The organism is Streptomyces sp. NPDC055243, from assembly GCF_044544025.1.
GTDB lineage: Bacteria > Actinomycetota > Actinomycetes > Streptomycetales > Streptomycetaceae > Streptomyces.
In genome coordinates, this window is sequence record NZ_JBITWR010000001.1 from 180,853 (window position 1) to 200,567 (window position 19,715).

General features: G+C 69.4%; 44 protein-coding genes. 36 read left to right on the forward strand and 8 right to left on the reverse strand.

Annotation, left to right across the window (positions count from 1 at the left end; all coding sequences use genetic code 11):
• The first annotated feature begins 70 nt into the window (after nucleotides 1-70).
• From ACIGXX_RS00960 to ACIGXX_RS01050, 19 genes are all read left to right on the forward strand, one after another.
• On the forward strand, nucleotides 71-970 hold the full coding sequence (locus ACIGXX_RS00960; RefSeq protein WP_399971537.1) for a hypothetical protein: 900 nt from the start codon (nucleotides 71-73) through the stop codon (nucleotides 968-970).
• Nucleotides 942-1,661 (forward strand): ATP-binding protein, encoded by a 720-nt coding sequence (locus tag ACIGXX_RS00965; protein ID WP_399971539.1) that lies wholly within the window; start codon nucleotides 942-944, stop codon nucleotides 1,659-1,661. The genes ACIGXX_RS00960 and ACIGXX_RS00965 overlap by 29 nt, the downstream gene beginning before the upstream one ends.
• Entirely contained in the window at nucleotides 1,661-2,053 is a 393-nt protein-coding gene (locus ACIGXX_RS00970; protein WP_399971541.1) for a hypothetical protein, read from the forward strand. Before ACIGXX_RS00965 ends, ACIGXX_RS00970 begins: the two co-directional genes overlap by 1 nt.
• A complete protein-coding gene (locus tag ACIGXX_RS00975; protein WP_399971543.1) occupies nucleotides 2,050-2,385 on the forward strand; it encodes a hypothetical protein in 336 nt (111 codons plus the stop codon). Before ACIGXX_RS00970 ends, ACIGXX_RS00975 begins: the two co-directional genes overlap by 4 nt.
• Entirely contained in the window at nucleotides 2,382-2,588 is a 207-nt protein-coding gene (locus ACIGXX_RS00980; protein WP_399971545.1) for a hypothetical protein, read from the forward strand. Before ACIGXX_RS00975 ends, ACIGXX_RS00980 begins: the two co-directional genes overlap by 4 nt.
• On the forward strand, nucleotides 2,585-2,887 hold the full coding sequence (locus tag ACIGXX_RS00985; protein ID WP_399971547.1) for a hypothetical protein: 303 nt from the start codon (nucleotides 2,585-2,587) through the stop codon (nucleotides 2,885-2,887). The genes ACIGXX_RS00980 and ACIGXX_RS00985 overlap by 4 nt, the downstream gene beginning before the upstream one ends.
• A complete protein-coding gene (locus ACIGXX_RS00990; protein ID WP_399971549.1) occupies nucleotides 2,884-3,120 on the forward strand; it encodes a helix-turn-helix domain-containing protein in 237 nt (78 codons plus the stop codon). Before ACIGXX_RS00985 ends, ACIGXX_RS00990 begins: the two co-directional genes overlap by 4 nt.
• A 460-nt stretch (nucleotides 3,121-3,580) precedes the next feature.
• Nucleotides 3,581-4,060, forward strand: coding sequence for a hypothetical protein (locus ACIGXX_RS00995; protein WP_399971551.1), 480 nt, complete (start codon nucleotides 3,581-3,583; stop codon nucleotides 4,058-4,060).
• Nucleotides 4,057-4,377, forward strand: coding sequence for a hypothetical protein (locus ACIGXX_RS01000; protein WP_399971553.1), 321 nt, complete (start codon nucleotides 4,057-4,059; stop codon nucleotides 4,375-4,377). Before ACIGXX_RS00995 ends, ACIGXX_RS01000 begins: the two co-directional genes overlap by 4 nt.
• 28 nt (nucleotides 4,378-4,405) lie before the next feature.
• The gene (locus tag ACIGXX_RS01005) at nucleotides 4,406-4,657 is read left to right on the forward strand and encodes a hypothetical protein (RefSeq protein ID WP_399971555.1); all 252 of its coding nucleotides are present in this window, start codon (nucleotides 4,406-4,408) and stop codon (nucleotides 4,655-4,657) included.
• A 79-nt stretch (nucleotides 4,658-4,736) separates the two neighbouring features.
• Nucleotides 4,737-6,065, forward strand: coding sequence for a hypothetical protein (locus ACIGXX_RS01010; RefSeq protein ID WP_399971557.1), 1,329 nt, complete (start codon nucleotides 4,737-4,739; stop codon nucleotides 6,063-6,065).
• Nucleotides 6,058-6,297, forward strand: coding sequence for a hypothetical protein (locus ACIGXX_RS01015; RefSeq protein ID WP_399971559.1), 240 nt, complete (start codon nucleotides 6,058-6,060; stop codon nucleotides 6,295-6,297). Before ACIGXX_RS01010 ends, ACIGXX_RS01015 begins: the two co-directional genes overlap by 8 nt.
• Nucleotides 6,298-6,353: 56 nt before the next feature.
• Complete coding sequence (locus ACIGXX_RS01020) at nucleotides 6,354-6,647, forward strand: hypothetical protein (protein WP_399971561.1); 294 nt, start codon at nucleotides 6,354-6,356, stop codon at nucleotides 6,645-6,647.
• The gene (locus ACIGXX_RS01025; RefSeq protein ID WP_399971563.1) at nucleotides 6,644-6,865 is read left to right on the forward strand and encodes a hypothetical protein; all 222 of its coding nucleotides are present in this window, start codon (nucleotides 6,644-6,646) and stop codon (nucleotides 6,863-6,865) included. The genes ACIGXX_RS01020 and ACIGXX_RS01025 overlap by 4 nt, the downstream gene beginning before the upstream one ends.
• Nucleotides 6,862-7,125 (forward strand): hypothetical protein, encoded by a 264-nt coding sequence (locus tag ACIGXX_RS01030; RefSeq protein WP_399971565.1) that lies wholly within the window; start codon nucleotides 6,862-6,864, stop codon nucleotides 7,123-7,125. Before ACIGXX_RS01025 ends, ACIGXX_RS01030 begins: the two co-directional genes overlap by 4 nt.
• Nucleotides 7,122-7,373 (forward strand): hypothetical protein, encoded by a 252-nt coding sequence (locus ACIGXX_RS01035; protein ID WP_399971567.1) that lies wholly within the window; start codon nucleotides 7,122-7,124, stop codon nucleotides 7,371-7,373. The genes ACIGXX_RS01030 and ACIGXX_RS01035 overlap by 4 nt, the downstream gene beginning before the upstream one ends.
• On the forward strand, nucleotides 7,370-7,528 hold the full coding sequence (locus tag ACIGXX_RS01040; protein WP_399971568.1) for a hypothetical protein: 159 nt from the start codon (nucleotides 7,370-7,372) through the stop codon (nucleotides 7,526-7,528). Before ACIGXX_RS01035 ends, ACIGXX_RS01040 begins: the two co-directional genes overlap by 4 nt.
• Nucleotides 7,525-7,806: a response regulator transcription factor gene (locus tag ACIGXX_RS01045; protein ID WP_399971571.1), complete on the forward strand. Its 282-nt coding sequence runs from the start codon at nucleotides 7,525-7,527 to the stop codon at nucleotides 7,804-7,806. The genes ACIGXX_RS01040 and ACIGXX_RS01045 overlap by 4 nt, the downstream gene beginning before the upstream one ends.
• Nucleotides 7,803-8,027 carry a hypothetical protein gene (locus ACIGXX_RS01050; protein ID WP_399971573.1) on the forward strand — a complete coding sequence of 75 codons (225 nt, stop codon included), beginning with the start codon at nucleotides 7,803-7,805 and terminating at the stop codon, nucleotides 8,025-8,027. Before ACIGXX_RS01045 ends, ACIGXX_RS01050 begins: the two co-directional genes overlap by 4 nt.
• A gap of 332 nt (nucleotides 8,028-8,359) precedes the next feature.
• Here the strand turns inward: ACIGXX_RS01050 and ACIGXX_RS01055 are convergent, their stop codons facing one another.
• From ACIGXX_RS01055 to ACIGXX_RS01065, 3 genes are all read right to left on the reverse strand, one after another.
• Complete coding sequence (locus ACIGXX_RS01055; protein ID WP_399971575.1) at nucleotides 8,360-8,656, reverse strand: hypothetical protein; 297 nt, start codon at nucleotides 8,654-8,656, stop codon at nucleotides 8,360-8,362.
• A gap of 256 nt (nucleotides 8,657-8,912) precedes the next feature.
• Nucleotides 8,913-9,434, reverse strand: a complete 522-nt coding sequence (locus ACIGXX_RS01060; protein WP_399971577.1) for a hypothetical protein — start codon at nucleotides 9,432-9,434, stop codon at nucleotides 8,913-8,915.
• Between the two features lie 27 nt (nucleotides 9,435-9,461).
• Complete coding sequence (locus tag ACIGXX_RS01065) at nucleotides 9,462-10,001, reverse strand: hypothetical protein (protein WP_399971579.1); 540 nt, start codon at nucleotides 9,999-10,001, stop codon at nucleotides 9,462-9,464.
• 120 nt (nucleotides 10,002-10,121) lie between these two features.
• Between ACIGXX_RS01065 and ACIGXX_RS01070 the strand changes: the two genes are divergently transcribed.
• From ACIGXX_RS01070 to ACIGXX_RS01080, 3 genes are all read left to right on the forward strand, one after another.
• Nucleotides 10,122-10,367, forward strand: coding sequence for a hypothetical protein (locus ACIGXX_RS01070; RefSeq protein WP_399971581.1), 246 nt, complete (start codon nucleotides 10,122-10,124; stop codon nucleotides 10,365-10,367).
• Between the two features lie 62 nt (nucleotides 10,368-10,429).
• Nucleotides 10,430-10,678: a hypothetical protein gene (locus ACIGXX_RS01075; RefSeq protein WP_399971583.1), complete on the forward strand. Its 249-nt coding sequence runs from the start codon at nucleotides 10,430-10,432 to the stop codon at nucleotides 10,676-10,678.
• Between the two features lie 114 nt (nucleotides 10,679-10,792).
• Complete coding sequence (locus tag ACIGXX_RS01080; RefSeq protein WP_399971585.1) at nucleotides 10,793-11,596, forward strand: hypothetical protein; 804 nt, start codon at nucleotides 10,793-10,795, stop codon at nucleotides 11,594-11,596.
• Between the two features lie 127 nt (nucleotides 11,597-11,723).
• Here ACIGXX_RS01080 and ACIGXX_RS01085 read toward each other — a convergent pair whose 3' ends face one another.
• From ACIGXX_RS01085 to ACIGXX_RS01105, 5 genes are all read right to left on the reverse strand, one after another.
• Entirely contained in the window at nucleotides 11,724-12,371 is a 648-nt protein-coding gene (locus ACIGXX_RS01085) for a GIY-YIG nuclease family protein (RefSeq protein ID WP_399971587.1), read from the reverse strand.
• A gap of 47 nt (nucleotides 12,372-12,418) precedes the next feature.
• Nucleotides 12,419-12,736, reverse strand: coding sequence for a hypothetical protein (locus tag ACIGXX_RS01090; protein WP_399971589.1), 318 nt, complete (start codon nucleotides 12,734-12,736; stop codon nucleotides 12,419-12,421).
• 169 nt (nucleotides 12,737-12,905) lie between these two features.
• A complete protein-coding gene (locus ACIGXX_RS01095) occupies nucleotides 12,906-13,313 on the reverse strand; it encodes an NUDIX hydrolase (protein WP_399971591.1) in 408 nt (135 codons plus the stop codon).
• Nucleotides 13,310-13,948, reverse strand: a complete 639-nt coding sequence (locus tag ACIGXX_RS01100) for an NUDIX domain-containing protein (RefSeq protein WP_399971593.1) — start codon at nucleotides 13,946-13,948, stop codon at nucleotides 13,310-13,312. The genes ACIGXX_RS01095 and ACIGXX_RS01100 overlap by 4 nt, the downstream gene beginning before the upstream one ends.
• Before the next feature lie 162 nt (nucleotides 13,949-14,110).
• Nucleotides 14,111-14,350 carry a hypothetical protein gene (locus ACIGXX_RS01105; RefSeq protein WP_399971595.1) on the reverse strand — a complete coding sequence of 80 codons (240 nt, stop codon included), beginning with the start codon at nucleotides 14,348-14,350 and terminating at the stop codon, nucleotides 14,111-14,113.
• Nucleotides 14,351-14,578: 228 nt separating this feature from the next.
• On the opposite strand from ACIGXX_RS01105, the gene ACIGXX_RS01110 reads away from it, so the two are divergent.
• The 14 genes from ACIGXX_RS01110 to ACIGXX_RS01175 all read left to right on the forward strand — a co-directional run bounded on the left by ACIGXX_RS01110 (nucleotide 14,579) and on the right by ACIGXX_RS01175 (nucleotide 19,715).
• Complete coding sequence (locus tag ACIGXX_RS01110; protein ID WP_399971597.1) at nucleotides 14,579-14,920, forward strand: hypothetical protein; 342 nt, start codon at nucleotides 14,579-14,581, stop codon at nucleotides 14,918-14,920.
• Nucleotides 14,917-15,210 (forward strand): hypothetical protein, encoded by a 294-nt coding sequence (locus ACIGXX_RS01115; protein ID WP_399971599.1) that lies wholly within the window; start codon nucleotides 14,917-14,919, stop codon nucleotides 15,208-15,210. The genes ACIGXX_RS01110 and ACIGXX_RS01115 overlap by 4 nt, the downstream gene beginning before the upstream one ends.
• The gene (locus ACIGXX_RS01120; RefSeq protein WP_399971601.1) at nucleotides 15,207-15,380 is read left to right on the forward strand and encodes a hypothetical protein; all 174 of its coding nucleotides are present in this window, start codon (nucleotides 15,207-15,209) and stop codon (nucleotides 15,378-15,380) included. Before ACIGXX_RS01115 ends, ACIGXX_RS01120 begins: the two co-directional genes overlap by 4 nt.
• Nucleotides 15,381-15,505: 125 nt before the next feature.
• A complete protein-coding gene (locus tag ACIGXX_RS01125) occupies nucleotides 15,506-15,718 on the forward strand; it encodes a hypothetical protein (RefSeq protein WP_399971603.1) in 213 nt (70 codons plus the stop codon).
• Nucleotides 15,718-16,098 (forward strand): ATPase, encoded by a 381-nt coding sequence (locus tag ACIGXX_RS01130; protein ID WP_399971605.1) that lies wholly within the window; start codon nucleotides 15,718-15,720, stop codon nucleotides 16,096-16,098. The genes ACIGXX_RS01125 and ACIGXX_RS01130 overlap by 1 nt, the downstream gene beginning before the upstream one ends.
• An 85-nt stretch (nucleotides 16,099-16,183) precedes the next feature.
• Nucleotides 16,184-16,399, forward strand: a complete 216-nt coding sequence (locus tag ACIGXX_RS01135; RefSeq protein ID WP_399971607.1) for a hypothetical protein — start codon at nucleotides 16,184-16,186, stop codon at nucleotides 16,397-16,399.
• Nucleotides 16,400-16,498: 99 nt separating this feature from the next.
• Nucleotides 16,499-16,660: a hypothetical protein gene (locus tag ACIGXX_RS01140; RefSeq protein ID WP_399971609.1), complete on the forward strand. Its 162-nt coding sequence runs from the start codon at nucleotides 16,499-16,501 to the stop codon at nucleotides 16,658-16,660.
• A gap of 91 nt (nucleotides 16,661-16,751) precedes the next feature.
• On the forward strand, nucleotides 16,752-16,958 hold the full coding sequence (locus tag ACIGXX_RS01145; RefSeq protein WP_399971611.1) for a hypothetical protein: 207 nt from the start codon (nucleotides 16,752-16,754) through the stop codon (nucleotides 16,956-16,958).
• 256 nt (nucleotides 16,959-17,214) lie between these two features.
• A complete protein-coding gene (locus tag ACIGXX_RS01150; protein WP_399971613.1) occupies nucleotides 17,215-17,424 on the forward strand; it encodes a hypothetical protein in 210 nt (69 codons plus the stop codon).
• A gap of 16 nt (nucleotides 17,425-17,440) precedes the next feature.
• Complete coding sequence (locus ACIGXX_RS01155; protein WP_399971615.1) at nucleotides 17,441-17,719, forward strand: hypothetical protein; 279 nt, start codon at nucleotides 17,441-17,443, stop codon at nucleotides 17,717-17,719.
• Entirely contained in the window at nucleotides 17,719-17,925 is a 207-nt protein-coding gene (locus ACIGXX_RS01160; protein ID WP_399971617.1) for a DUF4236 domain-containing protein, read from the forward strand. Before ACIGXX_RS01155 ends, ACIGXX_RS01160 begins: the two co-directional genes overlap by 1 nt.
• Nucleotides 17,925-18,281, forward strand: a complete 357-nt coding sequence (locus tag ACIGXX_RS01165) for a hypothetical protein (RefSeq protein ID WP_399971619.1) — start codon at nucleotides 17,925-17,927, stop codon at nucleotides 18,279-18,281. Before ACIGXX_RS01160 ends, ACIGXX_RS01165 begins: the two co-directional genes overlap by 1 nt.
• Nucleotides 18,281-18,478, forward strand: a complete 198-nt coding sequence (locus ACIGXX_RS01170) for a hypothetical protein (RefSeq protein ID WP_399971620.1) — start codon at nucleotides 18,281-18,283, stop codon at nucleotides 18,476-18,478. The genes ACIGXX_RS01165 and ACIGXX_RS01170 overlap by 1 nt, the downstream gene beginning before the upstream one ends.
• A gap of 22 nt (nucleotides 18,479-18,500) precedes the next feature.
• Complete coding sequence (locus ACIGXX_RS01175) at nucleotides 18,501-19,715, forward strand: hypothetical protein (protein WP_399971622.1); 1,215 nt, start codon at nucleotides 18,501-18,503, stop codon at nucleotides 19,713-19,715.

Here is a 19,715-nt window from a genome sequence, read left to right on the forward strand (position 1 = left end):
ATGGCAGCGGAGGACCGGCCCTGCCAACAAGCCAGCCCTGCAGAGCAGTTGCGATCGAGAGAAGACACCCGTGGGAATCCGCCTGTTCGTCGAGGTTCTGGACCACGCGCCAGACACGTTGACCTGGCGCGAGCGGCACGCTCTGAGCGTCCTGGCTGAGAATGCCAACGACGCCACCAGGGAGTGCTGGCCCGGCATCGAAGACGATCCGGTAATCGCCCACCGCATGCGCCTGCCCGGTCGTTCGAGCCGCTACGAAGTCATGAAGGCGCTGCGAGCGAAGAAGGCGCTCGAAGGTGTCAGCGCGGGCCGACGAGGGCACCGCGCGGTCTACCGCATCCCCGTTCTCGGCCCCGCAAAGGGTCCGGGAACCCCGGACGCTATCGGCGAGAAAGGGTCCGGGAACCCCGGACATGGCATCCGGGAACCCCGGACCCAAACGAGCGAACAGGGTCCGGGGTTCCCGGACCCTAACTCGGAGAAAGGGTCCGGGAACGACAGCGATTGGGTCCGGGAACCACATGGAAAGGGTCCGGGAACCCCGGACCCCTCCCCCTCAGACTCCTCAGACTCCTCAGCTAGCAAGCGAGAGGAGCCAGCCGATCACCGCTTCGGTATCCCCGAAGCCGCACGCCCCCTCGTCGATGGCATCACCGCAGCAGGCGTCTACGTCCGCTGGCCCTTCGAGGGCAAAGGATGGTTCCCGGTCCTCTCCTTGATCAGCAAGAGCGGCGTGAGCGCCATGGTCGACCACGCCCTGAAAGCCGCCTCCCGAACCGACGTCGAGTCCGCGAACTACTTCATGAAGGGGTGGCGCGAACTCCCGCCGCTCCCCGGCCCCGACGTTGAGCGCCCCAAGCTCCGCCCCGTCGGCGGCAAGAAGCACCAGCCCTACGCGCCTCCCACCGATCACTCCGTCTACGAGAACGGATTCCACACCCATGCCCGATCCCAAGCCTCTGGCGAGTGAGGCCGTCATGCAGCGCATGCAGCAGCTGCTCGAAGCACGCGGCCTCGGCCACGTCACCGCCGGGCCCATCGACGACCAGCCCACCCCCGACGAACCCGGCCACCCGGAGTATCACCGCCGCCAGCGCACCGACATCGCCGTGAAGCGCTGGAAGACCGCCACCCCGTTCCGCTACCAGGACGCCGTCGCCGCCCACCCCAAGGTCACCGCGTGGGCGGACCGCGCGACCAACGACCCACGCACCGCCGGGATCTTGTTCCTCACCGGCCCGTTCGGCACCGGCAAAACCCACGAGGCCTACGGGGCGCTCCGCCGTATCGCCGAAGCCGGGCCCGATCGCTTCGAGGTCGTCGCCCTCACGGCCCCCGACATGTACGCGCTCATGCGGCCCGGCGGCAGCGACAAGGGCCCCGAGTACGAAGTGAAGCGGTTGATGCACATACCGCTGCTTCTCGTCGACGACCTCGGCACCGAGAAGATCAGCGAGTTCACCGAGGAAGCCACCTACCGGCTCCTCAATGAGCGCTACAACGAATGCCGCCCGCTGATCATCACCAGCAACCTGCCCGTCACCAACCCCAACGGGCCCGACCTCGTCGACCAGCTCGGCGAACGCATCACCTCCCGGCTCGCGCAGACGACCACCGTCGTCGTCATCGGCGGCAACGACCGCCGGCTCGGGGTCGCGTGATGAACCAGCTCATCGTCATCGCAACTCGCAGCGAACCCGCCGACTATCGCGGGCCGTTCGAACCGGTGCGCGCGGCCGTCCGCATCACGGCCCGCGCCACCGAATGCCACCGATGCGGGGAAGCCGCCATCCCCGACTTGATCCACCTCGCCGACCGTGACGGCATGCCGCTCTGCCCAGGCTGCACCCGCCACACCGGAGTGGCCATGCGACGTGGCTTGCAGGCCCTTAACCAGCTCGCCCATGCCGCCCGGCAGCCCGGAGTGCACCCCGCCGAGTCGCTGGTCTGGGAATGGCGGACCGCACTTGCTGTGGCCCGCCCCGAAGAGCAGCAGCTCCTCCAAGCCGCTGCAGCACTGATCGCCGACCACAACCGAGGTGCCGTCTCGTGAGCGACGCCCGGATCCCTGACGACGACGGCATCCAGCCCGCCGACATCAACGCCGTCCGCCGTGAGGGCGGCAGCGAGCTCCGGGCGTTGATGCGGGCGCAGATCGCGATCGGCCGTGCCCGCCGCGAACCGCCGAGGAAGCCACCTCCGCCGAAGCCTCCCGGACATCGGCCCGGCGCCTGGCCGCCGGGTACGTCGCCGCCCGGCCCGCCGCCGGAGTGGTCGATCCCGAAGCACGTCTGGGACGCGGCCGTCCGGCACTACCGCAACACCGAACACCGACCCGACCAGCCCTGCGACTGCGGCAACTGCCCGCCAGAGGAGACCCGATGAAACCCGTCCGCTGGAACTTCGACAAGCCCCACCGCTGCCCCGAGTGCCACGCCATCGCGGTCGACATGGAGCGCCCCAAGTCGTGGCGGATCTACACCTGCTGCGGCTGCGCCACTCGCTTCACCCGCTGGCCGCGCCTGGGCCCCCTGCTGCCCCTGGCGGGCGTCATGTGCAGCTACCACCGCGAAGGAGCAGCCCGATGAAACACGCCGGCGCCCCGATGCCCGACAGCCTGCGGCACTTCATGCGCGCCAAGGCCCACCCCGCCCGCTCTGTCGCCTGCCCGCACTGCGGGGTGGCCGCTCACCGCCCCTGCACTACCCGTACCGGTCGCCGAACCCCCGCCGAACTGCACCCGCAGCGGATCTCCGAGTGGGCGCAGACCGTCGCCTGCTGCCCCGACTGCCAGGTCACCCCCGAGGTTCCGTGCCACGACGAAGGCCGCGCCCGCTTCACCGTCCACGCCCGTCGCTACCAGGAAGCCGAGGAAACCGCCGCATGAGCACCTGGCACCAGACGCAGTGGCGGAGTTGGAAGACCGCCGACGAGTACGACGTCGAGCTCATCGTCCGTGAGATGCGGCCCGCCGGAGACCTGACCCGCCTCGAGCGCGTCCTGGTCGCCCGCGGCCTCACCGAACGGCGTGTGCCCGCGGTGGAGATCGCCCGCATCGTCGGTGTTACCCCGCGCAGCGTCTACCGCTGGCGGTCCGAGGGATTCAGGCAGGCCGCCTGATGCCCCGCTGGCAGCCCCGTCATCCGCGCGTTGAACGCCGCCCGCAGCCGTCCTGCCCGTCCGGCCGCCCGTTCGCCTCGCAGGCTCTGGCGCATGCCATGGCGGTGGTGTTGGGGCTGAGGGGGTGGGGGGTGGTGGTGCCGGTGGAGTGCGGGGGGTGTGCCGGGTGGCATCTCGTCGAGGCGCGGGTGGAGGCCCCGGTTCTCGCTTCCCGGGCCCCGTCGCGGTCGCTGAGGGGCCCCCAGGGCGCCTCTGGGGTGTTCGGTGGCGCTCGGGTTGGCCCGGTGCCTTCTGGCGGCTCTCAGGGACTCTCCGCCGATCCGGTGCCTCCGTGAGGCCCCTCGCCCGGTTACTGGCCAGTTAACTCCCTGACGGCTTCGACCCCCACCCCTCGGCCCTGCGCCCGGATCGACCCTCAACGACCGCCTGCGGCCCCACCATTCGCCGAATCGAGGCACAAATGCAGCCCACCGAAGACCCTCACCCCGACCAACTCGCGATCAAGGAGCAGAACATGACCAACCCGACCGACGGCCCGATCCACGCGTACTTCGAACTCACCTACGCCGATCACCTCGTGAAGAACCGCACCCTGCTCCAGTCCATGCCGACCGAGTGGCAGGAGCGGTTCGTCGCCCTGCTGGAGCAGCTCGACGCAGCCTTCGAGCACGTCACCAAGCCCGAGGGCTACCGCGTCACCGCAGGCCACTGGATGCAGATCGAGGACATGACCGAGTCCGAGCTGTACGCCGCAGGCATCGAACTGTCCGGCGAGGAGCCCGATGACGGGCCGAACGAGGACACGCTCTACCATCGCGCCTCCGATGGCGCCGAGCTTGAAGGCCGCGACTACGGCTTCGTGCCGGGCGTGAACCCGATCCCGCATTACCGGCACGCGTACATCGAGCCGCACGCCAAGGCCGAGGCGGTGCAGGCATGACCACCCCGATCATCTGCCGCCCGCCGCACTTCCCGATCCGCCGGATCCTCAACTGCCCGACCTGCAAGCAGCGCCGCCGGTTCGCCGGGTTCGACGGAGGCCCGTACTACGGGCCGACGATCACCTGCTGCGGCTGCGGCGACTCCTGGACCTGCGGCGAAATGCACGACCGGCCGTTCCGGCGGGCCTGGCGCCGAGAGGCGATCGCCCAGGCGAAGCGGGCGTGGCGGCGGGCCGGTGAGCACACGCGCGCCGAGCATGCGGCGTGGCTGGCCGCTGAACTCGAGGCCGTCATGGCCACCCACCCCACCCCGTGATCCCCAACCCGACCCGAAGGAGCACCACATGACCACCGACCGCTACGCCGTAATCGACGCCAGCCGAATTGAACTCGAGGGAGGCGACGTGATGCTCCAGGAGTTGAGCGTCGGTGACCCCGTCGAGATCGAGAAGCAGACCGGTCCGCTCGAGCCCGGCATTTGGATCGTCACCACTTTCGAGACCAGCGACCGCAGTCGAGCCCGCATGCGGCGACTCACCGCGCTGGAGATCCGCGCCCGCCGCGACGCCGAGGCTCGCGGGCGGATGTACGAGTGACCACCCCGCAAGCCGATCGCCGCCTGTTCGAGGCAGGCGGCGACCGTCCGGCCATCATCCACCACCGAGGAGACGCACCGTGACTGACCGCACGCCGTACTGCCACAAGATCCGCTACGGGATCACCGGCGCCCCCACCCTCACCGAAGACGAAATGAGCGGCAGCCACGCCCCAGGCGTCGGGATCAGCCCCACCCTGATCGAACTCGTCTACAGCGCCGCCCGAGACGACAAGCCCGCACGCATCTCCGCGTCCGTGACGGGCTGGTGGACACGCTTCGGCAAGCGCGACGAACCAGCCAACGAGATGACGACGCACTTCGCGGACGGCCCCGACGGCTGGCCGGGCTGGCTGGCCGAGGAGGCGCGGCTACACGATCCCGCCGCCGCGCCGTCTGCGCCCGCCGAGCGCTGCGGTGACGTCCTGACGCCGGTCCTGGGTGGCGAGTCCACTGAATGCGTTCTGCGCCCCGGACATCAGGGCAGCCACGCCGATGAGGCTGGAACGCGGTGGCGCCTTGCCGCACCGTCCGCGCCCGCCGACGAGCCGCAGTTCGGCGTCGACGGCTGTACCTGCCGCCCGTGGACCCGCAAGTACGGAACGCCGCGCTACTGCGGGCCGCACGAGACCGTGACCGACATCGGCGGCTGGGAGCGGGGCCGCGACTGCCCGCACCACGCCGCGCCGTCTGCACCCGCCGACCGGGACCTTCGCGACCGCATCGCCGCCGCCATCTGGGAGCGGCAGAACCCCGGCCGCCGCTACGCCGACTGCGAGTACCGGTGGCAAGCGGACGCTGAGGCTGACGCCGACGCGGTGCTGGCCGTTCTCCCCGCGCCCGCCGACCGGGCCGCCGTGCTGCGGGAAGCCGCCGACCACCTCGACGCGGACATGGAGCGCTTCTTCACCGAGTGGCCGGACGAGCCGCGCAACTCGCCCTACGCGAACGGGCGCAAGGACGCCGCCGCCGAGCTCCGCCGCATGGCCGACGAGGCGCAGCAGGCGTCGGCGTCGGCGCTGTTGTTGTGGAACGAGGCTGAGGGCGGATCCCTCAACGACGGGCGGATCACCATCCCGATCGACAAAGCGGTCAGCCTTTCCGAGACCGCGCCCGTCGGCGACTTGATCCTGCAACTCCCGACGGCCCGAGCTCTCCGACCTCAGCTGACCAGCTGGCTTAACGATGCCGACGAGGCGCACCGCCCCGCCGAGCCGGAGGTGTTCGGCCCCGACGTCGTCGCCTACCGCCACCCCACGACCCCCCGCACCTACCTGTGCCGCGCACACGGCGACGGACGGCCGGGCCTGACCCCGCTCGAAGCGGACGACCTGGAGTACGGCGGCGGCTGCGACGTGTGCGGCGTCGACGTGCTCATCCCGCAGGCGGGGGAGGGACCCCGTGGCTGACTTCACCTCCGAGACGGTCACCCGCACGATCCGCCGCTGGCGTGTCCCCGCCGCAGATCCGTGGGGCGCTCCGGCTCAGGAGATCAGTGCGGCGTGGGCGGTCGCCGAACGCGCCTACCGCGACCACCACGAGATCCCCGACGACAAGCCGCTGTACGGCGACGCCCTGCGCTTCCACGTCGGCGACGACGAGATCGTCATCAGCTTCGAATACGAAACCCCCGCCAACTGACCGCCTGTGGGCGGTGGTCACCACCACCCCCCACCCCCGCACCCGGAGGAACACCGATGCGTGATCCCGAGAGTGACCGCCTGCTCCGCGATGTACAGACCGCCGTCGTCGCGGCCCGCGAGGGAGGCGTCACCACCCGCGCCTGCATCTTCGACGCCACCACCGCAGCCGTCGACGCGCGCGCCGCATGGCCCACCCAGGAGGCCCGCCGTATTGCCGACAACGCCTGCCGCGCCATCGAGCCGCCGGACGCCATGGCCGACCCCGCGGCCCGTACCAAGCCGCCAGCGCTCGCCCGAATGTTCTGGGGGCTCGCCAACCGCATTGCCGCACGGAAGGCCGCCTCATGACCGGCCCGCGTCTCACCCTCGACGCCGACGGCCGCGCGAAACCCGCCAGACCCGCCAAGCCTGCCGCCCGCAAGTACGTCAACCACACGGCCGCCCGCATCCTCGCGACCTGCTACCCCGGCCAAGTCCCCGCCGCCGTCATCGAACGCGCACTCACACAGATGGCGAAACGCGACGGACTGGCCGTACCGAAACCACCGACCAGGAGGACACCGTGACCGCGAATCTCCGCGACCGGATAGCTGCCATCGCAGGTCTATCCGCTGCCGATCAGATCGTCGAGCTTCTTGAGGAAGAGGCGGCGTCACGGTGCAGCGACGCTGACTGCCTGCGCCGCCTTCCGCACAGCCGCCTCGCCCGCCACGTCTGGCGGCACGAACCCTCCGCCCCTCTGACGCGCGGCTTGCTCGGTCGGAAGTGCTTCACCTGCGGACAGGCCACCTGGCGCCGCATCCACCGCACCAGGAGGATCACGTGACCAGCCCCGCCGACGAACTCCGAGCCGCCGCCGAGAAGCTGCGCTCTTGGGCGGCGGAGGAACCGACCGCCCCGTGGGGGCCCTCCGCGGTCACGCAGTTCGGCCCCGCCCTCAGCGAGCTGATGGAGCTCGCGGGCAAGCACTGGGACGACGGGTTCCTGTGCTGCGAGCACGGCGCAGACTCGTGCAGCGAAGTCGTGGCCCCCACCCTCGCCGTCGCCCGCGCGATCAACGAGGCCGCGTCGTGACCGCCGCGTGGGTCGTCGAGCCGTGCGGCCCCTCCGACACCAGCCCACTCATCGGCGAAGACACCGACCCACGACCCGCCGACATACGCGGACAACGAGTCAGCGAAGAGCAGTGGGCGGGCGTCCAGGACGTCAACACGGGGGAGTGGCTGTGAGCAGACCCGCCCCGAGAGGCCTCCCCGCAGACCGGGCCCTGCTCACACCCCGTCGCCTGCAAGTCCTGCGCCTCGCCGCCAACGGCCACTCCAACGCCGACATCGGCCGCCTGCTGTGGATCTCCGAAGACTCCGTGAAGACCCACGTCCGCCTCGCCTACGACCAGCTCGGCGCCCGCGACCGCGCCCACGCCATCGCCATCTGCCTCGTCCGGGGCCTCATCCACCCCCACGAGATCGAACTCTGCCCGCCCAAGACCCGCCAGGAGTCCGCATGAGCACCATTCAGCCCGGCCAGATCTACCGCAGCTGCGACCCGCGCGGCGGGCCCCGCATCCGCATCTCCTCGTTCACGCCTGGACACAGCCGCGCCCACGTGATCGACGCCGACACCGGGAAGCGATACCGGCAGATCCTCGTCACCGCCCTGCATGCCAACCCGAACACCCGCGACGGACAGCCCCGCCGCACCGGATACGTCCTGGAGGTCGACGCATGAGCACCGCCCTGACCGTCGCCGTCTGGCTGGTCTGCGCCTGGATGGTGATCGGCTTCATCGCCCTCGGAGTCGCCATCCACCGCATCCGCCGCGACCGCAAGGAGCAGCCGTGACCGCCACCCCAACACCCCCGCAGGCGGCCACAGATGGCGCTGAGAGCGTCCCGCAGGGCCGAGATGGCGCCGGGCGACCTCTAGGGGCCCCGGAGGCGGCTCAGGGGAACTCGGCGGGCTCCGGCGCCCACGACGGGCCGACGGTCGCCGAATGCGCCGCCGACGACAAGCGCTGGGATCTAGAGAAGGGCGGCGAGTGATCTGCCGCCTCGCCGTCTGCTAGCGGCCGTCCGGATTCCGTAGTGGCCTCCGAGGTGCATCCCCAAGAGCCCGTGCGATCGCCTGGCCCCGCTTCGAAATCTTGAGCGGCTCTTCGTCGAAGGCCTCGGCCTCCCGCGACGGGACCCGGGCGGCCAGGTTCGACAGCAGCACCCCGGCCGCCTCGATGTCCGCCTGGCCGCCGGACGCCACCGCGGCCAGCACGTCGAGCACGGTGTGCGCCTCGCCGAGCGTCAGCAGCGGCAGGAGCGGGGCCGGCGGGTCCACGGCGGTCGGAAGGTCGGCGGAGAGATCCATGCCGGGGTAACGACAGTGGCGGAGGTGGGGGACGGGCGGCACTACGAAGCCCCCGCCCGGATCTCCGGTGCAGGGGCTTTCGTGTGTCCGGCCGTGAGACCGGGGTGCTTCTAGCCCCGCAGAGGCGGGGAGCAAGCCCAGCCTTCTGACTGCTGGTCTCTCTTCTACTGGTTCACCCCCACGGAGGTGGGGAGCACTGCGAGTTGCCAACTAACAATGGATCATCCCCGCGTTGGCGGGGAGCAGTGGGACGAGGTTACTCGGCCGCGTAGTGCAGAGTCAGCGCTTCGCGGATTTCGTCGACCGTCTCGGCGCGGACGATGTACCAGTAGCGCACGTCGAGGTCTTGGGGGTTGTCCTTGAGTAGCTCGGGGCGCGCGGGCCGAGCTGCGATGACGACCTGGCCCTCCTCTCCGAGGTCGACGAGCTGCTGCAGGTAGGCGTGGATGGCCTCGTGTGCCTCGCGCTTGCCGAGCCCGTACTGGTCCATGACCTCGTCGAGGAGGTCGTAGGAGGCGATCTGTCGGCCGGGGAAGTTGTCGAAGATCTCGGGCTGGGCGTCGCGGTAGCGGGCGGCCAGGCCGTAGACCCGGGTCTTGGAGATGCCGAGGGTGGTGGCCGCTTCCTCGGCGCCGTGCTCTTGCAGGAGGTCGTGGGCGATGCGGTCGCGGCGTGCGGCGACTGCGGTTTTCGCCTCGTCGATGATTTTCCCGGCGGCGTCGTAGGCCTCGCGCGGGCTGAGGTTGTCGTGCTCGGTCCAGTCGATATGCAGAGCCATGTCGGGTCCCGTGGGTCGCAGTGATGTTCAGGCGGCGAGCTGGGTGCGCAGCTGGGTGGCGAGGTCGAGGACGTCGTCGACGGTGATCTGGGGGATTTCGCCGCTGTAGGTGGTGCGCAGCTGGCCGGACTCGCGGGCCTGCGGGTCGCCGTCCCAATCGGCGTCGGTGAGGTCGGTGATGACGATCGTGACGCGGTTCAGGACGGTCACGGCGTGGAGGCGGGCACCGAGGTCGGCAATGGCGTCGATCTTCTCGGCGAGCAGCGGGACGATGCCGGTGACGCTGATCAGGTTCTGGCCGTTGCGGCTCCGACGCTTGATGACCGGGGTGATGGTGACGGGGCCTTCGCCGGGGAGGTCGGTGGTGTAGGCCGCGGTCAGGTCGAGAGGCATGGGGGCCTGCTTCCTGGCGCGCATGGCGCCGATGGCGATGCGGGCGGCGAGGGATGCGGTGTCGATGATCCAGCGGCCGGCCACCTTGATGGCGCCGATCACGTTATGGCGGCACCAGGTGCGGATGGTGGCGGTGGTGACGTGGGCCTGGGTGGCGGCTGCTGCGGTGTCCATAACGCCATTCAACCCTAGGCTTGAATGACTGTCAAGCCTAGGGTTGAAAGTGCGATCGAGTCGCACCGTTGCACCGCAACCCCCACAGCGGGACCCTGGCGTGGACGCAAGGAGACCCCCGTGACCGACTGGACCCCGCCCCCGCCCGGCGACACCCGCGAACAGCTCCCCGACGACGTCCTCGGGTTGATCCGGGTGCGGCCGTACACGTCCACGGCCTGCGAGACCGCCCAGGCCCTCACCGACGCCGCCACCGCCCACCCAGGCCGGGCCGGCGAGCTCAACGTGTGGGCGCAGCGTATGCACCAGCGGTGTCGGATCAACCACAAGTACACCGGCAGGCTCTGCGACTGCCGGTGTCACTGACGGGGACGCCTTGCTGCCCGCGGTCGACAGCGGGACCCTGACAGGGAACGCAAGGAGCAGCCATGGCCTGGGTCGACCGCGAACACATCCCCGCCCTCGAGCAGGACTACCGCTACACCCGGCTGATCAACCTGTCGAAGCGGCTCCTGGAGGCCAAGGTGCCAGCCTGCGGGAACTGCGTTGGCGGGACCATCACCGTGCGGGACGCCGACGGGAACGAGACCAGCGTTCAGTGCGATGCGTGCGGCGGGACCGGGGTGGTCGGCACGCTGCAGGACAATGAAGACAACGGGGAAGCCGGCGGACGGTAGCGCGCTCCGGCACGTGCGCCGGGTACGTGCCACCCGATGGCCGGATTGCCCGCTTGTCGCCAATTCAACCGGGCCCCACGCTGGCCACGTCAGTCGACGACCACAGGGGGGCCAATGGCGATCTTCGGCAACGACAATGCAGAACTGCTACGGCAGGCGATCGGCCAGCTCGGACAGATCGGCGCCGACCTCGCCGCACTCAAACAGCAGGTCTCCGACCAGCAGCTCGCCATCGACCAGATCAGGCAGGACGCCACCGCCGCCATCAACACCGGTCTCACCGAAAACCGGGCCGTGATCCGCGACGGGCTCACCCGCACCCACGACACGATCGGTGACCCGCTCACGCGCATCAGCACCGAGCTCGTCGCCATTCGCGGCGGCATCAGCCAGCTCGACAGCCAAGCCAAGAGCACGGCAGCTGTCCAACCGGTCTCGCTGGAGCGTGAAACCGCCCCGGAGCCGATGCCTATCCAAGATGGCAAGCCCACGGCGGTGGCAACACCAGAAGCGGCCACGGCGGACGAGGCCATCCTCCGTGCTGCGGCGGGCATCTCCGCAGCCACCCTCCAAGCCCACCGCGACACGTGGGAGTTCCTCGTCAAGCACGCCGGACCCGACCAGCACTTCCACGTCCCCGGCGCCGTCACCATGCAGAACGGGGCCGTCACCGCAGCCGTATCCGGGCCAAGCCTCGTAGCCGCCATCACCAGCCTCGACGTCGTGAGCCGGACCGGAGACACGCCCGGCACCCGCGCCATCGCCGCGCACCTCCACAGTCGCCTCACCGACACCGTCCGGGCCATCGTCGAAAACCCGCAGCAAGGCCAAGGCGCCGAACCCGTCGCCATCGTGATCGACGACCGAGCCGCGGCGGATGGCAGTAGCGAAGGGAACGGGCAGCCCGACCACGAGTAGGGAATGGCGCCCCTGCCCGGAGATCGGGCGGGGGCCGGGTCGCGGAAAGTAGCGCGCAAGCCCCATGCCGGCCAGCTGGCGATCAGGCCACCTCGCCTCGCGCGCGAGCAGCGGCGAGCAAGCCAGGCTAGGTGTGCCCGCCTCGTCGCGCATTCGCAGCCTTGGCCACCGCGTCCACGGGATCCCGATCGCCGAAGTCGAACCATTCCCCCTGAAGGCGAATGTCGGCGAAGTGGTCATGCAGGTAACGCTCCAGCCCCCACCCTCCGGGCGTGCGCCAAAGCGCCTCAAGGCGCAATGGGTAGCCCGACTGCAAGCTCCTCACCCGATGTTGCAGGCTTGATGTGGTCCCGATCTTGACGACTGGGTTGCCGTACTGACCAACCACGTAGACGTCGCAGTCATGGTCACGATCCGCTGGTGGCGGAATGGAGTCCCACATGCCTGGAGTGTCGATGACCTCAATGCACGACTCGGGATTGACGCCGTTCCCGATCAGACGGCGAACCAGGTAGCCAGCTTCTTCGAGCTCGCAGAGAGTGTTGCGTATCGCCTGTGCGCCCTGCCCTGATGCGGCTCCTGTGAGGACCTTCTGTCGCTTGGAAATGTCTGCGGCCAGAGAGTTGAGATTGCAGTGGTCCCACTTCTCCCCGGGGTGGCTCAGTAGCAGGCCAAGAAGTCCGCGCGCCCGGAAGCTGAGGCGTTCGTCCTGCATTGCATTGAGGATCGCCTGCGCAGCGTTCTCTGGTGACGCGGCTGGATGGATGATCAGCATTCGCCTTCTCTTCTCGGGTGGGCTTCGACGAGGGCGGCCTTTCGCGATTAGGGTGCGGCCAGGAGCTCCGGCTCCAGCTCGGTGATCTGATACCCGTCCGGCGGATCCGGCATCGGCACGTGGAGTGCGTCGCCCAGTAGGTGGCGCGTGATCATGTCGCGCTCCCAGTCGGAACGCTCCGGCGGCAACGCCAGGACGATGTGGGCACCTTCACGGACCACATATCCCGTGAATGTCGGGTCGGTGATCCGCGACGTTGCCACCTCCACATCCAGCTCGGCCAGCAGTTGGGGGAGCGGGGTGGTGAGGACGTCGCGCGAGGTGATACGGCATCGTGCTAACGAGGTCGAGACGGTACGCTGCATGGCAGGTCCCCTTTGACGAGACGGATCTGATGATCAGCGAGTTCACGCTCGCTGGTTCGATTCGGCCCGGTGTTCACGCACCGGGCCGATCGTTGTTCGGGGTGCCCATTCATTCACCCCCGTGCAGTGCTGTGCCAGTTCTCGGCTGGTGACAAGCAACCCACTACGTTCAGTGAGGCAGCGCGCCGTCGAGGTACTCCTGCACCGGCTCGAATAGGCCGTAGGGCACGTACTCGCCGATCTCTGCGTGGGTGACCCAGGCCACCGCGTTGAGCTCCTCGTCGTCCGCGACGTGCGCCTCGCCGGACAGGGGGGAGCAGGCCGTGTACGACATGAAGCGCCCCGACTTCGGGTGCACGCGATCGCCGATCAGCTTGACCGCCTCCACGGTGAGCCCCGTCTCCTCGGCCGTCTCGCGCACTGCCGCCTGCTCCGGCGTCTCGCCCTCCTCGATCGCGCCGGCGGGGAACTGCCAGGACAGTTCGCCTTCCTTCACGCGGCGGCGCACCATCAGGACGCGACCCTCGGACACGATGATCGCGGCGGAGATGCCGGGCTTGTCAGTCGTCTCGCTCATACGGTCGCCTCCAAGGCGCTCAGGATCGGCGGATAGATCTGGTCCTGCGGAATGAAGCGGGTCAGCGCGGCACGCGGGACCCAGGTGACGTCGACGTTCTCCAATGCATCCCTGTTCGAGGCGTCCCCTGCCAGGAAGTCACACAGGTAGTAGGCGGCGACCACCCCCGTCTTCGGGTGGAGGCGCTCCCCCAAGTCCTGGCGGATGGTGCAGTGAACCCCGGTCTCGCCATGGGTTTCCTGCACGGCGACTGTCGCCGGGTCCGCGCCCGGCTTCACCATGCCGGCCGGGAACTGCCAGCGCAGTTCGCCATCGCCACGTCGGCATACGAGCAGCACGTCATCGCCCCGCAGCACGATGGCGATCGCCACTCGTAGAGCCTGAGCTTCTACGCGTTGCGCGGGTGGGCGCAGAAGGAGGGCGAATCGCCGTTGCACCGTCTCCTCCGCTCTTTCGTGTGCCAGGTCCAAGATCTGTTGCACCTCGGTCCGGTGCGTCATATCCGGGTGTGCGTGCCATCGGCTGATGGTGCGCTCGGAGATGCCGAGGCGTTCAGCGAATGCCTCGTTGGTGAGCCGCATGGCCTGCTGTAGGAGGCAGGCCGAGCGCCCGGTCCAGGTGTCTACGATTTCCACAATGGGGCTCCCGTGCTCGCGGCGCTCGGGTCTGACGGTCCGGCGGCGGGTCGGTGTCCGCGCCGTGTCGGGTGGTGCTCGCTATGGCGTTGTCGTGTCGTCGTCGCGTCGTTCTACCGCGCCCGTGCGGGGCGTTGACTCGGCGGCATGAGTGTTCATGTTCTAGCGCGCGCCACGCGAGATCTGTTCGGCTCGGGAGCCTGTGACTCCGAGCAGTTCGCCGACCTGTTCCCAGGTGCGCCCTTCGTACAGGTTGCGGGCGGACCTCGCCTTGATCTCTTTGAAGGTGTCGCCGAGTCGCAGTTCGAGGTCCTTGACGGTCTGGTAGCGCTCGACGTCGTCGCTGATCTTGTTGATGGCGTCGACCAGCGTGACGCGGGCGGGTTCCAGGGAGTCGGTCATGAAGTGAGAGTAGGGGTGATTTCAACTCACTTCAAGCAGTCGCTTGACGCCGATGGCAGACGCCTCTACTGTCGAAATCAGCGAATCCAAGCAGCGCTTGGAATCGTGATCGTCGCCCACTCCTACCGGACCCAGTCCGCGGGCGATGCACAAATGAAGACGGGCCGGACACCGCGACTCCTACACCGCGGGCCGGCCCTCACCACCAGGTTCTAACGAGGAGATCCTGTGGCTACCCAGATCGTACCGGTGCCTCTGGGCGCCGATCACCCCACCGCCCCGCTGCCGTTCTACGCCGACCGCGCCGTGCGTCGTCTGGAGCTGGCGTTCGCTCCGCAGGTTGTCGTGAACTTCGACCGCTTCGGCTCCCTCTGGGGTGTCTGTTCGGTCGCGGAGATCGAGAGTGACATCGCCGAGGCGCGCGCTGACGGTGTGGCCGTCGACGAGTGGGCGACCGTTGATCGTGACGGCAGCCCGCTGCGTATCGTCCGCATCGCCGAGTCGGGCATGCACGGCGGAATTCACGCCTTCACCGTCTGGAACGGCCTCGCCGAGCAGGTGGCGAAGTGAGTACCCCGACCCTGCGCCCCGCCCCCACGCAGCCGGGCTTGTCGGTGAACGACCGCATCGCGCACGACTTGACGATGCAGGTCCGCGCCCCGCAGCCCGCCTCGCCGGTGGACCGTGCGGTCATCCGTTTCGAGCAGTGCCTGGCGAGGGTCGAGCGCCTGTCCCGCGTCGATGTCCGTGACCGGACGCCGGTGCAGGTCGAGTCGCTGGACGAAGCCCTGTCGGACCTGGCCGCCCTCCGCGCCCTGCTGGCCGCAGCTGGCGCGTTGCACCGTGTGGAGCTGTCGTGAGTACCGCGCTGGTCGCCCCGGTTCGTATGCCGGCGGATGTGTCGGATCGGCTGTTGCAGCGCCTGCACGCCGAGGACGCGCGGCAGGTGCCCGCCGGGCGGCGCACCACATGCCCGTTGCACCTGGACTGGGCGGCCCGTTGCGCGCCGCTGCACCCGCCCGCCGCGTAAACCCCTAGACCGGCTGCGGGCGGGGATGACCCCCGGCCCTGCCCGCAGCCTCTGTTCGCCGCCGGTGGCGGGTGTTCCTTCCCCGCCGCCCGCGGACCAACTCCTTGATCCTCGAAGGGATCGTCATGTCTCCGCACCTGTCTGTCGCTGCATCTCTCGTCCCGTCGGCCGAGGTGTCGAAGCCGTTGTCGGTTGAGGAGCAGCTGGTTGCCGACTGGATGGCGGCCCGTGCTGACGATGACCGGGCTCGTATGCGGTCGCTGCGCACGTTCGCCCGCGCCATCAACCCGGACCTGCTGGCCGAGCTCGACGGCTTCGACTACCCGGCGGCTGCCTGATGCCCGCGGTGGAGATCGTCAGCTTCGGTTTTCTGCACGCTGATGCGCCTGTCGCGGATGTGGTGCTGGATTTGCGGCGGGCGTTCCGTGACCCGCATGTCGATCCGGGCCTGCGGGAGTTGACGGGCCGTGACCGTCTGGTGCGGCGTGCGGTGCTGCGTACCCGCGGTGTCCGTTCGCTGTTGCGGGCGAGTGTCCGGCTGGTGCAGGCGTTCAGCCGTGGCCCGTCTGGTGGCCGGATCGTCGTCGGCTCGGGGTGTGCGGGTGGCAGGCACCGCTCGGTGGTGGTTGCCGACACGCTCGCCCGCCGTCTGCGGCGCCGGGGTTTCACCGTGACTGTCTCGCACCGGGACATCGGCAAGCCGGTCGTGCAGCGCTGACGGCTGCCCTTGCTGCCCGGGCGGCCGGGCGGTGAGGGGAGCCGGACACCCCGTCCGGACCACCACTTCCACCAAGGAGATCACTGTGACTGCACGCCACTACATGAAGGCCGGAAGCATCGGCCAGGACGACCTGATCGCCGACATCCAGGCGGACATCGCGTCGGCGCACGGTGCGGCGAACGGGCTCGCGGCTGCGGCTTCGCCGACGACCGAAGCGATGCGTGACGCCACCGACTCGTACCTCGACGAGCTGGCGGCGGCCAAGGCCGGGACGTGGAAGCCCAACCACCCCGTCTGAGCCAGCACACAGGCCCCGGCATCTCGCCGTGAGGGCGTCGTATCGAATGCGGCCCGGGGCGCGCACCACTTCCATCCACCGATCTGAGAGGGGCCCGTCATGGGTGACAAGCAGAGCTACAGCGAAGCCGCCCGCGAGTACGCCGACGCGAAGCGGATGGCCGCCACCGCCGAAGGCATGGGAGCGGGCGAGTCCGCCCAGGCCTGGCGCGATGAGGCCGCCGAGGTCCGGCAGGGCTTCTTCGGGCGCGACAAGAACTGACCGGCTGCCCGCCGGGCCCGTCTCGCACGGGCCCGGTCGAGGGGAACCGCATCAGCGACTTCCACACCGACCAACCGAAGAGGAGTTCGACATGGGCCTGTTCGGCAAGTCACCCGAGGAGAAGGCCGCGATCGCCGAGCTGAAGGCCGCCGACGCCGCTCTGCACGCGAACCAGCGGCGTGAGGAGAAGGCCGGTATCCGTCACGAGACGCCGGAGTACCAGCGGCTCAACGCGGCGGCGAACCAGGCCGCAGACAAGGTCTCGTGGTGGCACGGCGGCACCAAGAAGGGGAGCTGACCTGCAATGCCGGACGCGGATGTTCCTCCCGGCGAGTGCCGAGTGTGCTGGCCGTGCTCCAAGAAGCACCAGCAGGAGGCGGGGCTTCTGGCGAATTTCCTGGGGATCGGCGCCGCCGCTAACAAGCCCTGCTCGTGCGAAGGCCACGTCGGCGGTTGCCCGCCAAACATGATCGTTCCCAGGCAGTCCATCTGGCGCTGACTAGACCGTCGCCAGTCCACAAGCCTTGATCACGCCCGAACGAAGGGAGGCCGCCATGCGGCCCCGACTGTCCGTACCGCTGCTGGTGGCCTTCCTGCTCCTGGTGGGCGTCTGCCCGCCGATCGCCTCGGTGATCGGCAGCACTCTCGGCCTGATGTTCGCCGGGATCGGTGAACTCCTCGCCCAGCCGTCTGTGTTGCTCACCGTCCTCGGAGTCCTGGTCGTCACCGCCTACCGAGGCCGCCCCCGCACCCGTACCGCCTGACCCGAGAGGAAGCCCCATGCGTAAGCCCCGATGGTCGGTCACGTGGCCGACCCGCCCGTCCGGCCTTCTCACCGTCTACGTCCGCGCCGACGACCCGACCGACGCCGTCCGGATCGCCGCCCAGTTGGAGTGGCCGACCGAGCCCGGCTGGCGGATGGCGTTCGACTACACGCCGGAGGTGTGGCGTCTGCGCCGCCCCTACTGGCGGCGAGCCCGATATTCGGCAGGCCCGCACTACCCCGACCGGGAGCGCGGCGCCGTCGTGTTCCGGCCCGAGCCGCTGGTGGAGACCTGATGCCGCTCATGTTCCGCAAGAGCTTCCGGATACTCCCCGGCGTCCAGCTCAACATCAACCGGCGCAGCTGGTCGATCACGTTGGGCGGCCGGGGAGGACCGCGCCACACGATCTCGTCGACCGGACGGCGCACCACATCCATGGATCTTCCGGGGCCGCTCGGCTGGAGGAAGACCACCACCCGACGCAGCCGAGGAGACCACTGATGTCGCTGCTGACCCTTCCCCCGTTCCTGACCCGACGTAAGGAGACTGTCATGCCCGAGACCACCACTGAACCCGCCAAGACCGAGCCGAACGTCCTGATGCGGTTCCTCACGCGGGGTGGCGCCTCTGTCGAGCTCTACGAGAAGGCGTGGACGGTGCACCGGTACGCCACCCCTGGCCGATCGGCCCACGACTTCGACCGCACAGGCTTTCAGTGGGCCTGCCGTGGCTGCGACGCAGGCGGCCGGGATCGCGAGCTGGGTTGGGGTTACGCCGAGAACACGCCTGTCAAATCACGCGACGAGGCCAACGCCCACGCCGAGACGTGCCGGGCGATGCCGAAGCCGGAGGCGTGATGCCCACCCTCCGGGCCTTCGCCCCGTATCCGCCCGCCGGTGCCGCCGCCTACAGCACGATCGTCGCCCTTCAGGCCGCGGGGATGCCGGAACGGCCCGCGCACGCCCTGGGGGCGGTCGCACTCCTCGTCTTCCTGCAGCTCACAGCCGCGCTGATCAAAGCCATCAGCCCTGCCGCCGCACCCGCACGCCACTGAACACTGAAAGGACTGATCCGCCGTGAGCAGCAGCTGGTTCGAAGAGCGCCGCGCAGACAAGCGTGAGGAGGCTCAGCAGCGGCGCGAGGACACCAAGTTCGCGTCCAAGCTGCGCCGCGAGGAACGCCTGGAGGAGAAGAAGGAACGCCGCGAGGAGAAGGCGCAGCGGCGACGCGACCGGATCGCCCGCAGGCAGTCCCGCGCCGCCCGCCGGGAGAAGACCCTCACGCCCGGCAACGTGTACCGCAAAGGCACCCTCGGCCTGGTCACCCTGTCCGCGCTGGCGTCCCTTCCCGCGCAGATCCTCCACTTCATCGGCATCCACTGGATGCTGGCCCCGATCGGGCCTGCCGTCGAAGGTGCCGCCTGGGTGATGGCAGCCGGCGTCGCCTATGCGGATGCCCGCAAGCTGTCTCCCTGGGTGCGCTGGCTGCTGCGGGTACTGTCGCTGTCGGCCGCCGGGTTCGCCGCCAACATCAACTACAAGTACGGGCTGTCCCTCGTCGACCACGGGATCAGCGCGGACAACGCCCGTGCCGCCGGTCTGGGGCTTGCCGCCGTCACGCTCGGCGGACCGCTGTTCTTCGAAGTCCGCCAATGGGTGCTCACGCTCACCGCAGCGGCGTCAGACCCGAAGAAGAAGGCAGAGACGAAGGCGCGCTCCAGGCACGAGAAGCGGCGCGCGAGGACGTTCAAGCGAGTCGCCGCCCGCCAGCAGCAGCTGCTGCTGGCCGCACCCTTCGGCACCCTCAAGCCCGAGGATGCGTGGGCCCGCGCCTGGTGGGACATCGAGGGCGCCCCCGTCAACGTCACCGCCAACGTCATTGCCGACCGCCTTGACGCCGAGGCTGACGTGTCTGCGGTGCTCGACTACGCGGACCAGGCGCCCGAACGCCTGGCCGTCGAATTGCTGTTGGCCGACATCTTCGGCACGGAGGGCGGAGACGGAGGCCCTTCCGGGGCCGGATCGGGTACCCCGGCGGGCGGTCCGCGTGACGGCGCCCCCAAGGCCCGTACAGCCCTTGGGGGTAAAGGGAAGCGCCGCATTCGGAGTACGGCCGACACGGAGCCCCTGAAGCCCCTCGCCGAGGCGGACTTGAAAGCCGTCAGGAAGCTCGCCGACGCGCTCGGCGGAACCGAGCGTCTGTCCGCCCGCAACGTCCGCGAAGCCGTCGGCTGCCGCAACGAATACGCCCTGCGACTGCGCGACGCAGTCCGCGCCGAGAAGAAGGACTGA

Coding starts and splice junctions, on each gene's coding strand:
- ACIGXX_RS01145 (WP_399971611.1), top strand. CDS start 16,752: ATGGGCCTGTTCGGCAAGTCACCCGAGGAGAAGGCCGCGATCGCCGAG.
- ACIGXX_RS00990 (WP_399971549.1), top strand. CDS start 2,884: ATGAGCACCTGGCACCAGACGCAGTGGCGGAGTTGGAAGACCGCCGAC.
- ACIGXX_RS01150 (WP_399971613.1), top strand. CDS start 17,215: ATGCGGCCCCGACTGTCCGTACCGCTGCTGGTGGCCTTCCTGCTCCTG.
- ACIGXX_RS01025 (WP_399971563.1), top strand. CDS start 6,644: ATGACCGGCCCGCGTCTCACCCTCGACGCCGACGGCCGCGCGAAACCC.
- ACIGXX_RS01130 (WP_399971605.1), top strand. CDS start 15,718: ATGCCCGCGGTGGAGATCGTCAGCTTCGGTTTTCTGCACGCTGATGCG.
- ACIGXX_RS01170 (WP_399971620.1), top strand. CDS start 18,281: ATGCCCACCCTCCGGGCCTTCGCCCCGTATCCGCCCGCCGGTGCCGCC.
- ACIGXX_RS00965 (WP_399971539.1), top strand. CDS start 942: ATGCCCGATCCCAAGCCTCTGGCGAGTGAGGCCGTCATGCAGCGCATG.
- ACIGXX_RS01105 (WP_399971595.1), bottom strand. CDS start 14,350: ATGACCGACTCCCTGGAACCCGCCCGCGTCACGCTGGTCGACGCCATC.
- ACIGXX_RS01000 (WP_399971553.1), top strand. CDS start 4,057: ATGACCACCCCGATCATCTGCCGCCCGCCGCACTTCCCGATCCGCCGG.
- ACIGXX_RS01155 (WP_399971615.1), top strand. CDS start 17,441: ATGCGTAAGCCCCGATGGTCGGTCACGTGGCCGACCCGCCCGTCCGGC.
- ACIGXX_RS01165 (WP_399971619.1), top strand. CDS start 17,925: ATGTCGCTGCTGACCCTTCCCCCGTTCCTGACCCGACGTAAGGAGACT.
- ACIGXX_RS01140 (WP_399971609.1), top strand. CDS start 16,499: ATGGGTGACAAGCAGAGCTACAGCGAAGCCGCCCGCGAGTACGCCGAC.
- ACIGXX_RS01085 (WP_399971587.1), bottom strand. CDS start 12,371: ATGCTGATCATCCATCCAGCCGCGTCACCAGAGAACGCTGCGCAGGCG.
- ACIGXX_RS01005 (WP_399971555.1), top strand. CDS start 4,406: ATGACCACCGACCGCTACGCCGTAATCGACGCCAGCCGAATTGAACTC.
- ACIGXX_RS01080 (WP_399971585.1), top strand. CDS start 10,793: ATGGCGATCTTCGGCAACGACAATGCAGAACTGCTACGGCAGGCGATC.
- ACIGXX_RS00970 (WP_399971541.1), top strand. CDS start 1,661: ATGAACCAGCTCATCGTCATCGCAACTCGCAGCGAACCCGCCGACTAT.
- ACIGXX_RS01055 (WP_399971575.1), bottom strand. CDS start 8,656: ATGGATCTCTCCGCCGACCTTCCGACCGCCGTGGACCCGCCGGCCCCG.
- ACIGXX_RS01160 (WP_399971617.1), top strand. CDS start 17,719: ATGCCGCTCATGTTCCGCAAGAGCTTCCGGATACTCCCCGGCGTCCAG.
- ACIGXX_RS01060 (WP_399971577.1), bottom strand. CDS start 9,434: ATGGCTCTGCATATCGACTGGACCGAGCACGACAACCTCAGCCCGCGC.
- ACIGXX_RS01090 (WP_399971589.1), bottom strand. CDS start 12,736: ATGCAGCGTACCGTCTCGACCTCGTTAGCACGATGCCGTATCACCTCG.
- ACIGXX_RS00995 (WP_399971551.1), top strand. CDS start 3,581: ATGCAGCCCACCGAAGACCCTCACCCCGACCAACTCGCGATCAAGGAG.
- ACIGXX_RS00980 (WP_399971545.1), top strand. CDS start 2,382: ATGAAACCCGTCCGCTGGAACTTCGACAAGCCCCACCGCTGCCCCGAG.
- ACIGXX_RS01095 (WP_399971591.1), bottom strand. CDS start 13,313: ATGAGCGAGACGACTGACAAGCCCGGCATCTCCGCCGCGATCATCGTG.
- ACIGXX_RS00985 (WP_399971547.1), top strand. CDS start 2,585: ATGAAACACGCCGGCGCCCCGATGCCCGACAGCCTGCGGCACTTCATG.
- ACIGXX_RS01065 (WP_399971579.1), bottom strand. CDS start 10,001: ATGGACACCGCAGCAGCCGCCACCCAGGCCCACGTCACCACCGCCACC.
- ACIGXX_RS01050 (WP_399971573.1), top strand. CDS start 7,803: ATGAGCACCATTCAGCCCGGCCAGATCTACCGCAGCTGCGACCCGCGC.
- ACIGXX_RS01075 (WP_399971583.1), top strand. CDS start 10,430: ATGGCCTGGGTCGACCGCGAACACATCCCCGCCCTCGAGCAGGACTAC.
- ACIGXX_RS01125 (WP_399971603.1), top strand. CDS start 15,506: ATGTCTCCGCACCTGTCTGTCGCTGCATCTCTCGTCCCGTCGGCCGAG.
- ACIGXX_RS01020 (WP_399971561.1), top strand. CDS start 6,354: ATGCGTGATCCCGAGAGTGACCGCCTGCTCCGCGATGTACAGACCGCC.